This is a genomic window from Mesorhizobium sp. WSM4814 (assembly GCF_055811595.1).
Genome location: NZ_JBVVQT010000001.1, coordinates 383,140 through 397,609 on the forward strand (window position 1 = coordinate 383,140; position 14,470 = coordinate 397,609).

A 14,470-nucleotide genomic window follows, 5' to 3' on the forward strand; every position below is an offset into this window, starting at 1 on the left:
GAGACCTTGGTTCCGGTCGCTTCGATCGTGATTTAGGCGACCAGGACAACATGCTGGAATCGCGTGACAATTCCCTGACGGCAGAGCTTGAGCCTGGCAGGGAAACCCGGCCGCATCTCTTGCGCGCGCTCACGGCGTCAACGGCGTTTGCATCATCTGCAAATGCAGCTCCGTGCCGGTCCAGGGATGCGCTTCGCAGACGGCTTCGTCGAGCTCGACGCCAAGGCCCGGCTCCTTCGACGGAATGACGTTGCCGTCCTGCCACTCGATCTTCTTCTTCAGCAGTTTTTCGTGAAAACCGTCCCACTGCTTCAGCGATTCCAGGATGAGGAAGTTGGGCAAGGTCACGGCAAGCTGGATGTTGGCCGCGCCGACGATCGGCCCGCAATAGCAGTGCGGGGCGACCTGGATGTGATAGGCCTCGGCCATGGCGGCGATCTTCTTGGTTTCGAGAATGCCGCCGGAGCGGCCGAGGTCGGGCTGCAGAATGGTCGCGGCGCGGTTCTCGATGACGCGGGCAAACTCGAACTTGGTCGTCAGCCGTTCGCCGGTGGCGATCGGGATCGACGTGCCGCGCGCCACCTGCGCCATCACTTCGGGCATGTCGGGCGGCACCGGTTCCTCGAACCACAGCGGATCGTAGGGTTCGATGGCGCGGGCCATGCGCAGCGCGCCCGATGCGGTGAACTGGCCATGCGTGCCGAACAGGATGTCGGCCCTTGTGCCGACCGCCTCGCGGATCGCCTTGATCATGCGGGCGGAGAGATCGATGTCGGCGAGACGCGGCTGGTGACCGTCAAAGGCGGTGTAGGGGCCGGCCGGATCGAGCTTGACGGCATTAAAACCCTGCTCGACATATTCAAGCGCGCATTCGGCCGCCAGGCCGGGGTCGTTGTAGACGTTCTTGCCGCGCGCATCTTCCGAATGGACGCTGCCGCTGTGCGGATAGAGATAGGTATAGGAACGCAGCGTTTCGTTCACCTGGCCGCCGAGCAGCTTGTAGACCGGCTTGCCGGCCTCCTTGCCGATAATATCCCAGCAGGCGATTTCGAGCGCCGAAAAACAGCCCATGCCGGACACGTCCGGGCGCTGGGTGAAGCCCGACGAATAGGCGCGGCGGAAGAAGTTCTCGATGTCGTGCGGATCGCGGCCGATCAGATAGCGCTCGGCCATGTCCTCGATCATTCTTGCGGTGACATGGGCCGAGAAGGTGGCGTTGTAGGCCTCGCCATAGCCGACGACGCCGCCGTCGGTGGTGAGCTTGACGAAGATGAAATACTTGCCGCCGATGCCGGGCGGCGGATTGCCGACAACCCAGGTCTTTACGTCGGTGATTTTCATTTTTGATCCTCCAGAACCAGTTCGGCGCCCTTCCATCCGGTCATGATCGCGGCGGCATTGGTGTTGCCGGTGATGTTATCGGGAAAGATCGAGGCGTCGATGACCCGCAAGCCGGCGAGGCCGTGAACCCGCAGGCGCGGGTCGACGACGGCGGCGGTAGCGTCCGGTCCCATGCGGCAGGTCGAGACCGGGTGGTAAACGGTGCCCGAGCGCTTTCTGAAATCCTGGATGATATCCGCGTCGGAGGTGATTGACGGGCCCGGCAACACCTCTTCCTCGATGATCTCGGCCATTGCCGGCATGGCGGCGATCTTCCGGATGAACTTCACCGCCGCCAGCATCTCGGCGACATCAGCCTCGGTCGAAAAGGCGTTGGCGACGATCTTCGGATAGTCGCGCGGATTGCTGGAGCGGATCATGATCTCGCCGCGGCTCGAGGGACGGCAATTGGACAGGCCGATCGAAAAGCCCGGCCACGGATCTGGGGTCAGGATCGGGCGCTCGCCGCTCTTCGGAATGACGGTCGAGAATGCCTGGAAATAGAGCTGCATGTTGGGCCGTGCCGCGGCCGGGTCGGTGCGGAAGAAGCCGCCGGCATTGTTCATCGACAGCGACAGCGGGCCGGAGCGCATCAGCATGTATTGCATGCCGACCATGAGCTTGCCCCACCACGGGCGCAGGATCTGGTTGAGCGTCGGCAGCCTGCCCTTGAAAGTGTAGTTGATGCCGACATGGTCCTGCAGGTTCGCGCCGACATTCTCGTTGGCGTGGACGACGGCAATGCCGAGGGCGCCAAGGATCGCCGAGGGACCGATCCCGGAAAGCTGCAGCAACTGCGGCGAATTGATCGAGCCGCCCGACAGGATGACCTCGCGGCCGGCGCGGGCGGTTTTCGTCTCACCATTTTGGAGATACTCGATGCCAACGGCGCGCTTGCCCTCGAACAGGATCCTGGTCGCCAGCGCATTGATCTCGACGCGGAGGTTTTTGCGCTTCATCGCCGGGCGCAGGAAGGCGCGGGCGGCCGACATGCGGCGGCCGTTCTTGGTGGTGATCTGATAGATGCCGGCGCCCTCCTGGGCGGCGCCGTTGAAATCCGGGTTGAACGGCAGGCCGGCCTGATTGGCGGCCGCCAGATAGCGCTTGGTCAGCGGATGGACCGAGGTCGAGCAGTCGGTGATATGCAGCGGACCGCCAACCCCGCGCCATTGATCGGCGCCGGCCTGATTGTCCTCCAGCGCCTTGAATACGGGCAGCAGGTCGTCAAAGCCCCAGCCGGGATTGCCGGCCGCTGCCCAAGCGTCGAAATCCTCGCGCGCGCCCCTAATCCAGACCATGGCGTTGATCGAGCTCGAGCCGCCGAGCAGCCTGCCGCGCGGCCAGTGGTCGACATTGCCGGCGAGGCCGGGGTCCGGCTCGGTCTTGTAGTTCCAGTTGACCGCAGGGTCGAAGAAGGTCTTGCCGTAGCCGAGCGGCATCTGGACGTAGAAACGCCGGTCGCTGCCGCCGGCCTCGAGCACCAGAACCGAGAAGCGGCCGGAAGCCGACAGTCTTTCGGCCACAACCGAGCCGGCCGAGCCGGAGCCAACAATGATGAAATCATAGGTCTGCATGATGGCTGCGGCCGGCTCCGAATTCTCGCTCAACCTAGACGCCGCAAGCCGCCGCGATCACCGGAGCTTCCGGCATCGCCTGTGAAAAAAGCGACCGGCACTTCATTTGCAGTTGGTGTCCTGCCCGAAGCGGCCTTTGCCGCGTCGCCAAGCGGTCCAGCATTACACGCCATCATCAGCATTTTGCGTGAAATCATAACGCATGATCGGGCGGGCTGGCACCCTGCGGGCGACGACCCTGAACCCGGCGCGAGCGAAGGTGGAGGCGTATCCGCTGCCGGAAGCGCTCGGCGATACGCCGGCATCAAAAGGATAGGCCTCGAGTGCAGGGGCGTTTGCGCGCCTTGCAGCTTGCAGCGCCGCTGCGATCAGGTGAGACGTGATGCCTTGCAGGCGGTATGCTTTTCGCACGTAGAGGCAGGACAAGGACCAGACCGGCGCATCATCCACTCGCTTGAGCTGCCACAGCCGATCGAGCCAGGGCGCGGCATCTCTGGGCGTCACCTGACACCAGCCGACAGCAGTAGCGCCGTCGAAAGCGAGTACGCCTGGAGGCGGACCATGCTCGACGGCTTGTCGGAACGCAGCCTTGTTTTCCTCGCCTGGTCGCTTTCGATAAGAACTGCCGATCCGCCCGTACATACACCAACAGCGACTGCAGACGGCGCTCTCACCGAACAGCTCCTCGAGCGCGGGCCATAGATCTGATGTCAGAGGGCGAGAGGTAAGTTCCATGTCAGCTGCCTTTCTCAACTCGCTGTGCGCAGTCTAGCACCTGGCAGCGCGTTGACGCATCGGTGCCATCCCGATAGGGGAGAAGATCGATATCGAGGGGATTTGGCGCATGGTGCATTACGCGGACGGACGGCCGATCGGCGATCTGACGCTGAGGACCTTGGCCATGCCTTCGGACGCCAATGCGGCGGGCGACATTTTTGGCGGCTGGGTGATGGCGCAGATGGATCTGGCCTGCGGCATCCGCGCCGCCGAGCGCGCCAAGGGCCGCGTGGTGACGGCAGCGGTGAAGGAAATGTCGTTCGCCAAGGCGATGAAGATCGGCGACACGCTGTGCATCTATACGCATGTCGAGCGCGTCGGCCGCACCTCGATGACGCTCAAGGTCGAGGCATGGGCGCAGCGCTACCTCTCCGACCTGATGGAGAAGGTCACCCACGCCGACTTCGTCATGGTGGCGCTGGACGGCGAAGGCAAGCCGAAGGCAGTTCCGGCGGAGGGCTGAGTTACCTTCTCCCCTTGTGGGAGAAGGTGGCCGCGCGAAGCGCGGTCGGATGAGGGGTGGTCCAGCTTGGCACCGACGGCACTCCGTCCAACACCCCTCTTCCGTCTTGGCGCTGCGCGCCAATCCACCTTCTCCCACAAGGAGAGAAGGGACGGCGAGACGAGCGGCTCGCTGCCGCAAAGCCTTGCGGCGCAAAGGTTTCAGGCATGTATCTCATCGAACTTTTCGCGAGCGGCCTTGACCCGCTCGGTGTTCTTGCGCGCCCATTCGCCGAGCGCGCCGACCGGTACAAGCAGCTCGTAGCCAAGGTCGGTCAGCTCATAGTCGACGCGTGGCGGAATCGTCGGAAACACGGTGCGGGTGACGAAGCCGTCGCGCTCCAGCCCGCGCAACGTGGTGGTCAGCATCTTTTGCGAAATGCCGCCGACGGCGCTGCGCAATTCGTTGAAGCGCAGCGGCCCGTCACCGAGCTTGCCGACGACGAGCACGGTCCATTTGTCGCCGACGCGCTGCAGGATTTCCGAGATGGCGCGGCAGTCCTCGGTGCGGTGCGGGTGCCTTGGTATCAAAAAGGTGCCTCCTTGCGCCTCGTGAGCACAGTCACTCATATAGTTCAGGTATCTAAACGATACCAGAAATTCGCCTGAAGGAGAGCCCCTCTATGTCCAAACCCAAAATCGCCATTGTCGTCGGTTCGACCCGCGCCGCACGCTTCGCCGACGTTCCGACCCAGTGGATCGCCAAGATCGCCAAGTCGCATGCCGACATCGACGTGGAAGTGGTCGACCTGCGCGACTTCCCGCTGCCGTTCTTCGACGAGGTCGCTTCGTCCGCCTGGGCGCCGTCGCAGAATGAAGTGGCAAAGCGCTGGCAGAAGAAGGTCGCCGAGTTCGATGGCTTCATCTTCACCGCCGCCGAATACAACCATGGCCCGACCGCCGTGCTGAAGAACGCGATCGACTACGCCGCCAATGAATGGAACAAGAAGTCGGCCGGCTTCGTCGGCTATGGCAGCGTCGGCGGCGCGCGTGCCGTCGAGCAGCTGAGGCTGCATGCGGTCGAGCTGCAGATGGCGCCGGTCAAGTCGGCAGTCCATATCGCCTGGGGCGATTTCCTTGCCGTCCGGCAAGGTGAAAAGAAGCTCGAGGAGCTCGAGCACCTGAACCAGGCGGCGACCGCGCTGGTCAACGACGTTGCATGGTGGGCCAAAGTGCTGAAGGCGGCGCGCCAGGCCGACGCGGTGGCCGAGGAAGTCAAGGCGGCCTGAACCGCAGACCAGGACAATCCTCCCAAGGGTTTATGCCTAGAAGGATTCCGGGGGGCGGCGCTTGCGTCGCCCCTTTTGATTCAGGCGGTGGCTGGTATTCAGGCGATGGCTGGCTGCCGCGCCTGCCGAGGCTTGATGATGCAATCGGCGAGGCGGTCCATCTCGTTCAGCTCATCCGCGTGGTGCTGGCCCCACGCGCAGAGCGCCAGAAGGATAGGCTCGAGGCTGAGGCCGAGGTGCGTCGCCGAATATTCGACGCGTGAGGGAATCTCGGCAAAGATCTCGCGTCTGACGAGGCCGTGTTCCTCCATTTCGCGAAGCTGCTGGATCAGCACTTTTTGGGTGATATCAGGCACCTGCGTCTTCAGCACCGACAGCCGCCGGGGGCCGTCGAAGAGATGGTAGAGAATGACAGCCTTCCATCTGCCCGAGATCACCTTCAGCGCGCGTTCCGCCGGCAGCAGCGGCAGTCTCTTGGTTGGCAGCCTTTTGGTCGGCCCCGTTTTGGTCGGCCCCGTTTTGGTAGGCATGGCCATGGTCACCTCCTGGTCAGCAGGGGACAAATGAGTGTGTAGTCGCGATCAGGCAGATAGTGGCAAACAGTAGCCGATGCCATAGCGATGGATGCATGCCATGAGAGCCATTCAACTGAACCGTTTCGGCGGTCCTGACGTCCTGGACGTCGTCGAGATGCCGAAGCCAGAGCCGCAAACAGGCGAGGTGCTGATCCGCGTTCATGCGGCCGGCGTGAATTTCTTCGAAGTGTTGATGCGCGGGGATCGCTACGCGGTGACGCCGCAATTGCCGATGGTTCCCGGCGTCGAGGCTGCCGGCACCGTGGAGGCGCTTGGTCACGGGGTCGACATCTCGCTGGCCGGGACACGCATAGCTGCGCCGCTGTTCGCTTCGAAGCGCCCGTTTGGCGGCTATGCCGACTATGTGACGATCGATGCAAGGCTGGCCGTGCCTTTGCCCGATGCGCTCTCATTCGACGGCGCGACGGCTTTGATGGTGCAGGGACTGACGGCTTTTCATCTGCTGCGGCAAAGCCCGCCAGCCGGCAAATCGGTGCTGGTCACTGCAGCTGCAGGCGGTGTTGGCTCCCTGCTGGTCCAACTCGCCAAACGCCAGGCCGCCAGCAACGTGATCGCGGTCGCCGGCAGCAGGGTCAAGCTCGACCTTGCCCTGTCGCTTGGTGCCGATGCCGCGGTCGATTACAGCACGTCGGATTGGCCCGCGCGAGTGCGGGAGGCGGCTGGCGGCGCCGGCGTCGATGTCGTCTACGACATTTGTCGGCGGCGCGATGACGGCGGCATCGCTGGAGGTTCTCGCGCCAGGTGGAGAGCTGGTCTTTGCGGCGCTGGGCAGATACGCAATCGGCGCTGCGCAACTGGAAGCGATGATCACCCGGAACCAGTCCCTGCGAGGTTTTGCCCTGCTTCCGCTGCTCTCCGCCGACGGCCTCAGGGCCAGCCTGTCGGAGCTTTTCCAACTCGCCGTCGGCGGCCAGCTTGCCGTGACGCAAAGCGGCCGCTATCCGCTCGACCGGGCCAACGAAGCGCACCGCCTGCTGGAGGAGCGCCGCTCGACCGGCAAGGTCGTGCTGATACCTTGAGTGGTGTGGTCGATTACTGCGCACGGGCTCCGTGCAATGCGTGTGCTCAAATGGTGGGAACAGCGCCAGGAGCCGACTTCTGGCGGGCCGTATTGCAGAGGGTGAAGGCCCTTCTAAATGACTATTAAACCTTGTGCGGCGTCCTCTATATTGCCATTCAATTTGATCACAACCGAGCGTACCTTATTCGCATCGTTGTCCGCGTTTTCAGTTGCCTCAGCAATCATCGGCAGTCTTGTTTTTTCTGTCTTCGAATCATCGACATGGACTTCAATTTGATCGTCCGGTTGCGCGCCAGCCCGATCGAATGAGGCGTAGAATTTCAAGTTGGCCGTCAGAAGCTCATCGCCAACAATGTCAAAGTATCCAATGCCCCCTTGACGATTTTAACAGGGCTTACTTCCAGATAATCTATATCTACAGCCATATGAAACTCCCTCATGTTCGACGAGATCAATCTAGATCGCCTGCTTTTCGTGGCGTCCATCCGCTTGATCTTGCCATCACGCCGCCCGATCTACCCATGCTGCCACCGGATCTGCCCATGACGCCGCCCGATCTACCCATGCCGCCGCCCGATCTGCCCATGCCTCCGCCATGGGCCTCTCCAGATAACAGGATTTGCTCGAGTGACCCCGTCTCTGCGTCCAACCTGAGCGAATGGTCACTCTTGTCGTAAATCCATACTTTCATGTCCTTGGAGAAAGCCCCAATCTGAAAGCCGAGACCCGTTCGCGCACTGGAGCCGGGAACTCGGGACAGTCTTTTGTACGCAACTTGGTTGTCGGCATCGGTAGGGGGAGGGTCGTCGGGGTCGAGGCCAGCCCCATGGACGAGAAAAATCGCTGGCGGAGCCAGTTCATAAAATGCTCCTTCAAAGGAAAAAGAAAAAATCCGTGCCAAACGCGCGTCAGGGTGTTCCTTCCCATCGGGACCAGCAACATGTTCGAGCTGGCGTCGCAGAAAATTGTTGTTTCCTGGTCTTGGCAAGTTACCGTATATGTCGACTCCTTTCAAAGTCACGTCTTCAAGCAGACGACCAAACAGATATACAGACGATACGCCAAGTAATGTTTCATTATCTGACATCTTCCTCTCCACTCATTATTATCTAGCTAGACATCGACCTCGCTAACAGAACTCTTTCTCGATAGCTCATCTTCGGAAAATTAGATATATCTCTCGGCAGCAAGGTGCGCGCCGAATGGGAATGGCCGCGGCGCGGCCTATTGTTGATCCGCCTGCCAGCGTGCAGATCGCCGATGCCCCGACGCCTGAAATTGCGATCGATGAGCCTTGCGAACTCACCCCCCGTCTCGACCTCGTCGACGGCGAGCATCGCCGTCGCGACATCTCCATAGTCCAGAAAATCGGGCCCCAGAGCCCATAGGGTTTCGGCCAGATACATCCCGACGACGTCGCGCGCATCGAGCAGCGCCTCGCGGAAACCGTCGGTCCGGCGAACGAAAGCACGGTCGAATGCGTCCTGCAGCGGCGCCCGGGCAGCCGGATCGGCCTCGGCGACATCGGCGAGATTCTCGACCTCGGACGAGATCAGGCCGCGGACAACCAAACTCTCGTGAAAGATATCGACCAGGATGTCGAATATCGCGCCGGTGAGCGGCTCCGACAGGTCATGCTCGTTCTTCCAGCCGTGAACGAATTCGGCCATCGTCCGCTGGTTGTTCGCCAACCTTATCTGGCTATGCCGCGAAAATTCCGAAAAGCGCGCGAGACGGTTGGCCAGATAGAGGTTGCCGCGCGTCTCGCCCAGCACATTGTCGATCACCGACGGAAAATGCATGGCGGCGATCAGCGACACGCAGTCGGAGAAGGCTTCCTGGAAGCCGACATATTCGGGGAACTCTTTGCCCAGGCCCGGCACGCCCAGCACGGCGAAGGCTATAGCGTGGCCGACCTCGTGGGCGATGATGTCGAAGTCGAGGCTGAAAGGGAGGATACTTCCGTCCGTCTCGAACTGGCTGCCCACTTCGAGATAGCCGTAGCCGAACTGCGCATTGTTCCATGTCGGCAGAATCGAGATTTCCAGACGCTCATGGTGATCGCGGAAATGCCATGCAACCGACTGGCCGAGATAGCGTTCCCACACATCGAGCGTGAACCGCACGGAGCCGAAGAGATGCGCGGCCTCGAAGCCGGGCATCGATGGCTGGTAGTGATCGAAATTGCCGCGCTCGTCGGGCACTGCCGGCGCGAGGATATTTCCTGTCCAGGGCGGCAGATAGATAAACGGCGTTCCCAAGGGCGCGCGGTTCACGCCATAGGGCCTGGTCTTGCCGACCGGCTCCACGACATACATTCGATCGTCAGACGGGCCGACACCGACGCTTCCGAGCGGCGATGAAACCGTGACGATTTCAGGGCACGCTCGAGCGTCCTCGAACGGAGGCTGGACAAAGAGCCTGAACCGGGTCGCCATCCCAGTACCCCACGACCTGTATTAGCTTAGCATAAATTAATCTCCGTTGCTTGGCGAGAACTTCATAAGCAACGTAAGCCTTTTGTTTGTCGGGTCGGCGAACGCGCGCCGGCCCCGCTCTATTCCGTGAGTTCTATCAGCCTGGGGTAGCGCGGGTGGCCGCGAATGGGCTCGAAATCGGAGTCGTTCTTGAACCACAGCTTCATTTCCGTGCCGACCTGAGGCAACCAGGCCTCCAGCAGGTCGATCGACCGGTCGCTCTCGCCCAGCAGCGCATAGGTGCAGGCGGCATTGTACTGGATGTTGATGTCGCCGGATTCGGTCGCAAGGGAGCGCTCGAGCCAGGCCAATGCTCGATCGTGCTCACCGAGGAAGGCGAGCATGATCGCGCCAAGGCATCCGACATTGGCATTCTCCGGGTGGAGCCTTAACTCCTCCTCGGCCTTCCCTATCGCGATCCGCGCATAGTTTTCGGCTTGATCGTTCTGCCCGAGCGAGCGGAAGACGTTCACGAGCATAACCGGCGCACCATAGTCCGCCGGCTTGATCTCCATTGCCCTCAGGAAATACGTCGCTGCCATTTCGAACTGACCCTGGGTCACGCAGAACTCGGCATAGTACCGATTGGCCTCATGGCAGTTAGGATCGATGGCCAAAGCCCGCTCGAAGGCGGCAACTGCCTCGGCGCGGCGACCAGCGCCCGAAAGGGCGTGCCCCATGGCCGCATACGCTTCTGGCAGATTGGGGTCGATAGCCAACGCCTTTGCAGTGGTTGCCAGAATATCCTCGACCTGAATGTCGAAGCCAAATTGCGAGCGGAGCCGCGTGTTGCAGACCGCGATGCCGGCATAGGCTCGAGCATAGCTCGGGTCGAGTTCGATAGCCCTGGCGAAACTTTGCCTGGCCATCAGGTGGTTTGCCTTCGACGCGATGTGGTAATACTCGCGGCCTCTCAGATAATGCGTATAGGCTTCGACATTCTCGGTCGGCGCTTGCTCGATCGCCTTCTTCTCCTCGGGAAGGAGTTTGACCTTGAGCTGCTCGACGATTGCCTTGGTGATCCCGTCCTGCACGGCGAAGATATCGGTGAGGTCGCGGTCATAGCGGGCGGCCCAGACGTGGCCGTCGCTCGCCCCTTCGGTCAGTTCGGCATTGATCCTGACGCGGTTCCCGGCTTTGCGGACGCTTCCCTCGACCACATAGGCGACACCGAGTTCACTGGCGATGTGTTCCAGGTTCAGGGCGCGGCGCTTGCAGGCGAAGACGGTGTTGCGGCTGAGCACGAAGAGGCCCGAAACGTTGGACAGGTCCGTGATGATGTCCTCGGTGATGCCGTCGCTGAAGAACTCCTGGTCGGGATCGTTGCTCATATTGGCGAAGGGCAGGACGGCCACCGAAGGCTTGTCGGGGCGCGTCCCAATCTCGCCGGTCCGCATTTCGTTGCGCGAGGCGACATTCCCCCAATTGGCGAAATAGACATGCACCGGATGGGACATGTTCTTCACCGTCCTGGCACCCTGATCGGCGAAGTCCACGCCGAGTTTGTTGCCAACCTCGTGGCGCACCGCCTCCGAACAGGCAATGCCGCCGGGTACGGCGAGACCTTGCAACCGGACTGCCATGTTCACGCCGTCGCCGTAAAAATCGTCGCCGTCGAGGATAAGATCGCCGAGATTGATGCCCATCCGAAACTTGAAATGGCGGTCTTCCGGGATCCCGGCGTTGCGCTCTACCATCCCGCGCTGGATTTCTACGGCACAACGGGCGGCGTTGAGAACGCTGCCGAATTCGACAAGCAAGCCGTCGCCCATCACCTTGAAGATGCGCCCGCCATGCTTGGCTACAGTGGGATCGAAGAACTCGCGGCGATGCTGGCGAAGCGCGCCGAGCGTTCGCTCTTCATTTGCTTCCATCAGGCGACTGTAGCCTACCACGTCGGCAGCCAGGATCGCCGCCAGACGGCGCTCAACCCGCTCCTCGGACATGCCGTCTCCGAAAACGTCGATACTACACGATTTAACGGCATACCGGTGAAGGTTTTTCGATGTGGGCCGCAACGCGAGGGTGCGGGCTGGGATCGACATCAGCCCGCGTTGGAAAACCTCCCAAGCAGGAAGCCGCGGGGTAAGGGTGGATGCTATGGGGAAAGCGCGGGGCTGGCGGTGACCAGCGGGCCGACAGCCGCAATCGGGGTGGCCCCAAACCTTGTGTCGGTCGGCCCTGCGCCTCATTCAGGTCGTTGAGATCAGTTTTGCCGTTTCCTGAAAGCAGACATAGCCAACGAACACGCAGGAGATCATGGTTGCGCCAGGAACCAACGATCCCGCCATCGCGGACAAGGGCTGAATCAAACCATTGACGTTACTCTACGCTGAGATTCTGCCTCTGAGCGGCGGCACACTCTTCCAAAAAGCAGGATGTTTCGAAGCACGATCAATCGCTTGAACGATTAGGCCGAAATAGCGGAATCCGCATGCAATAAATTGGCGAGGTTCTCGTCCCGTGTCGTCGATCAATCCCGGCGCGGATCGTAAGGCCTGGCGGCCTGTTGAGCGACGCGCTCGCGGTACCTCGCGTCGGTACCACTTCGGTTTTCCGGCTTGGTAAGCGTTTCGACAGGCTTCCCGAGGACGACCAGCAGCGCGTCCCATTCTTCCTGGCCGAGCGTCTTGTAGCGGTACTTCAGACCCGGCGAAGCCAGGAACTGCTCGATCTCACGCCGCGCGAAAGAGGCCGCAGGGCCAATGCGGCGAAAGCCGCTTCGCACGGCATCGGTAGCCGCGGTCAGTTCGCTGAAGCCATACTTGCCCGGATCGTAGACGGAGTACTCACGCAGCAGCCGCAACAGGTCGGGCACGGCATCGACGCCGCGCTCGCCCTGGCGCTTGATCAGGCCGGTGGCAAAGCGGCTGACCGCCGGATCGGCGAGAATTGCGCGCTCTTCCGGCAGAGGATCGGCGTATGCACCTATAGGGAGGCCGGCCAGGGCATTGATCCAGTGGCGCGCCTCCTTCTTGTCGGTGGCCGCGAGGTAGCGGCTGGCGGCGAGCCGCCGCAGATCGGCGGAGTCGCCATCGACCTGTTTGATGATCGCCCACAGCCCGTCTGAGGATCGCACCCGCGGGTCCTCCAAGATGCGAACCAGCAGACGCCGGTCGCTCTCGCCGAGCGGCTGGTCGTCCGCGCGGAACGAGTCCATCCACTGATTGGCGAGCGCGAACGCGGGATCGCTCACAGGCTTAAGCGGATCGTCGAGCGCTCTGGCAAGTTCCGCGCGCGTTCTCGTTTTCGCCGCTTCGATATCCACGCCGCGCGAAACGCTGGTGTGGTCGAGTAGCAGCCGGTTGACCGGAACCTCGGCATACATCCTTCCGTCACCGAGCCGCCGACGCGCCCAGCCGAACCGGAAGTTCTCGATCCCGCCCGAAGCCCCGATCAGCAACGGCGCCGCCGGGGCAAAGATCGACAGGATCGACTGCCGCAGCAGCACCTGTTCACCGGCGTCGGTGATGGTGAGCGCCTTGCGGTGGGGTGCGGAGGGTTCGAGCGACCAATCCACCCGTCCCGATCGGGGCTTGGCATCGGGCACGGCGGGGCCGTCCTCGATCGCGATAGTGAGGTCGGGTTCGGGGGCGTCGTCGCTTTGCAGCAGCGCCTTGCCCTCTGACATCATCAGGTTCCATTCGGCTTCCAACGCGCGCTGAGGGGCGAGCGGATCGGAGGCATCGTAGCGCCGCTCTTCCAGCAGGCCATGCCCGAAGACGGTGCTTCGTTTGCCGGGCGTCGAGTCCGGCACGATGCGATAGGTATTGGAATGACCGCGAAGGGTCTGGACGCGGACTGAAGTGACGCCCGGGGTCTTGAGCAAGGCCGCGCACAATGCGTCGCAACGGCCCTCGAACGGGCGGGCGAGGAGAATGTCGCCGTTGAGCGCAATCGGTGCGCTCGGCTGAATGTCCGGCTCCTCCAGGCTGGCCAGCATGCCTCTCGCCCAGGTGAGGCCTGGCTGGGGGATGGTCCAGAACAATGCCAGCGTCGCGGCGCCCGATATGACGTTCAGAGGAACGCCTGAAACGAAACTTCCGAGCAGCAAGCGGAAGAGCGCGAAGGCGACGCCATACATGAAGGCCGTTGGCATCGACGCGAGGATGAGCCCCGGGATAATCAGGAAACTGCCGATGATGACCAGCCATGGCATTGTCAGCGCCACGAACGCGCCGACGCCGGTGATGATCAAGTAAGTCTTCAACCACATGCGCGGAACCTTACCGCGCAGGACTCAAAAAAATGATAAAGCCACTGTTCTCGGGTCGGTGCCGTTTTGGGAATCCGCCCGTTGACGAATCTCGTTACGCGCACCTCAAAAAGCTGTCAATCGTCCGCCTTTGGAGGCTCTGGCGCCTCCATCAGATGACCGACTCGGTGAAGGTTTTTCGATGCGGGCGCGCAACGCAGACATCGGCCCGCGTTGGAAAACCTGCCAAGCATCATCAGGCGATCTGGCCTTCTTCCGTGACCTGGCCGGTCTTGCACTAGGCTGACACCTTCGCCGCCTGGCTCGCGCCGCTACGCAAATCCGAATGGGTCGGAGATAGTTGCGCTGCGTCTCCCGTGAGAAACGCCACATGTTCATGTCGCCGATCAACCGCTGGCGCAAAGGGCTGATGGATGTGCATCGAGAGCGGGATGGGTCATGGTCAGGCTCCTTGTTGAAGAAGCCCGTCATGCTCTGCCGCCGCCGAATGACGCTCAATGCGGGCGCGACGACCGGTCCCTGATCTCTACCTCAACCGCAGGCGCCTCCCGCCTAGCGGGTTCGTTCTCCGACCCGAAGCAGAGTCTCACACGCGACGGCGGCATGGCTGCTTTGCGCCGCATGTCCGCCCTTGAAGCGATCTTTGCGATTGCCGGATAGCAGACGCTGCCGGCGACCACCTTGGACATCTTATTGCGC

At 61.9% G+C, this 14,470-nt stretch carries 12 protein-coding genes and 1 pseudogene; 3 read left to right on the top strand and 10 right to left on the bottom strand.

Features of this window, described 5'->3' with window-relative positions:
* Positions 1-129: 129 nt before the first annotated feature.
* The 3 genes from AC0L2V_RS01750 to AC0L2V_RS01760 form a co-directional block, all read right to left on the bottom strand.
* Positions 130-1,341, bottom strand: coding sequence for a mandelate racemase/muconate lactonizing enzyme family protein (locus tag AC0L2V_RS01750; protein ID WP_473508341.1), 1,212 nt, complete (start codon positions 1,339-1,341; stop codon positions 130-132).
* Positions 1,338-2,954: a GMC family oxidoreductase gene (locus AC0L2V_RS01755; RefSeq protein ID WP_473519399.1), complete on the bottom strand. Its 1,617-nt coding sequence runs from the start codon at positions 2,952-2,954 to the stop codon at positions 1,338-1,340. Before AC0L2V_RS01755 ends, AC0L2V_RS01750 begins: the two co-directional genes overlap by 4 nt.
* Positions 2,955-3,116: 162 nt before the next feature.
* Positions 3,117-3,689, bottom strand: a complete 573-nt coding sequence (locus AC0L2V_RS01760) for a GNAT family N-acetyltransferase (RefSeq protein WP_473508342.1) — start codon at positions 3,687-3,689, stop codon at positions 3,117-3,119.
* A 109-nt stretch (positions 3,690-3,798) separates the two neighbouring features.
* On the opposite strand from AC0L2V_RS01760, the gene AC0L2V_RS01765 reads away from it, so the two are divergent.
* On the top strand, positions 3,799-4,194 hold the full coding sequence (locus tag AC0L2V_RS01765) for an acyl-CoA thioesterase (protein ID WP_023761257.1): 396 nt from the start codon (positions 3,799-3,801) through the stop codon (positions 4,192-4,194).
* 200 nt (positions 4,195-4,394) lie between these two features.
* Here the strand turns inward: AC0L2V_RS01765 and AC0L2V_RS01770 are convergent, their stop codons facing one another.
* The gene (locus AC0L2V_RS01770; RefSeq protein WP_167366537.1) at positions 4,395-4,763 is read right to left on the bottom strand and encodes a winged helix-turn-helix transcriptional regulator; all 369 of its coding nucleotides are present in this window, start codon (positions 4,761-4,763) and stop codon (positions 4,395-4,397) included.
* A gap of 92 nt (positions 4,764-4,855) precedes the next feature.
* On the opposite strand from AC0L2V_RS01770, the gene AC0L2V_RS01775 reads away from it, so the two are divergent.
* Positions 4,856-5,461: an NADPH-dependent FMN reductase gene (locus AC0L2V_RS01775; RefSeq protein WP_473508343.1), complete on the top strand. Its 606-nt coding sequence runs from the start codon at positions 4,856-4,858 to the stop codon at positions 5,459-5,461.
* Between the two features lie 98 nt (positions 5,462-5,559).
* Here the strand turns inward: AC0L2V_RS01775 and AC0L2V_RS01780 are convergent, their stop codons facing one another.
* The gene (locus AC0L2V_RS01780) at positions 5,560-5,991 is read right to left on the bottom strand and encodes a winged helix-turn-helix transcriptional regulator (RefSeq protein ID WP_473508344.1); all 432 of its coding nucleotides are present in this window, start codon (positions 5,989-5,991) and stop codon (positions 5,560-5,562) included.
* A gap of 103 nt (positions 5,992-6,094) precedes the next feature.
* Between AC0L2V_RS01780 and AC0L2V_RS01785 the strand changes: the two are divergent.
* Positions 6,095-7,076 (top strand): annotated as a pseudogene (locus AC0L2V_RS01785) (quinone oxidoreductase family protein).
* A 113-nt stretch (positions 7,077-7,189) separates the two neighbouring features.
* Here the strand turns inward: AC0L2V_RS01785 and AC0L2V_RS01790 are convergent.
* The 5 genes from AC0L2V_RS01790 to AC0L2V_RS01810 form a co-directional block, all read right to left on the bottom strand.
* Positions 7,190-7,402 carry a hypothetical protein gene (locus tag AC0L2V_RS01790; RefSeq protein ID WP_473508346.1) on the bottom strand — a complete coding sequence of 71 codons (213 nt, stop codon included), beginning with the start codon at positions 7,400-7,402 and terminating at the stop codon, positions 7,190-7,192.
* Between the two features lie 127 nt (positions 7,403-7,529).
* Positions 7,530-8,165, bottom strand: coding sequence for a hypothetical protein (locus tag AC0L2V_RS01795; RefSeq protein ID WP_473508347.1), 636 nt, complete (start codon positions 8,163-8,165; stop codon positions 7,530-7,532).
* A gap of 22 nt (positions 8,166-8,187) precedes the next feature.
* Complete coding sequence (locus tag AC0L2V_RS01800; protein WP_473508348.1) at positions 8,188-9,516, bottom strand: gluzincin family metallopeptidase; 1,329 nt, start codon at positions 9,514-9,516, stop codon at positions 8,188-8,190.
* 119 nt (positions 9,517-9,635) lie between these two features.
* On the bottom strand, positions 9,636-11,501 hold the full coding sequence (locus AC0L2V_RS01805) for a TPR end-of-group domain-containing protein (RefSeq protein WP_473508349.1): 1,866 nt from the start codon (positions 11,499-11,501) through the stop codon (positions 9,636-9,638).
* 527 nt (positions 11,502-12,028) lie between these two features.
* On the bottom strand, positions 12,029-13,753 hold the full coding sequence (locus AC0L2V_RS01810) for a hypothetical protein (protein ID WP_473519256.1): 1,725 nt from the start codon (positions 13,751-13,753) through the stop codon (positions 12,029-12,031).
* Between the last annotated feature and the right edge of the window lie 717 nt (positions 13,754-14,470).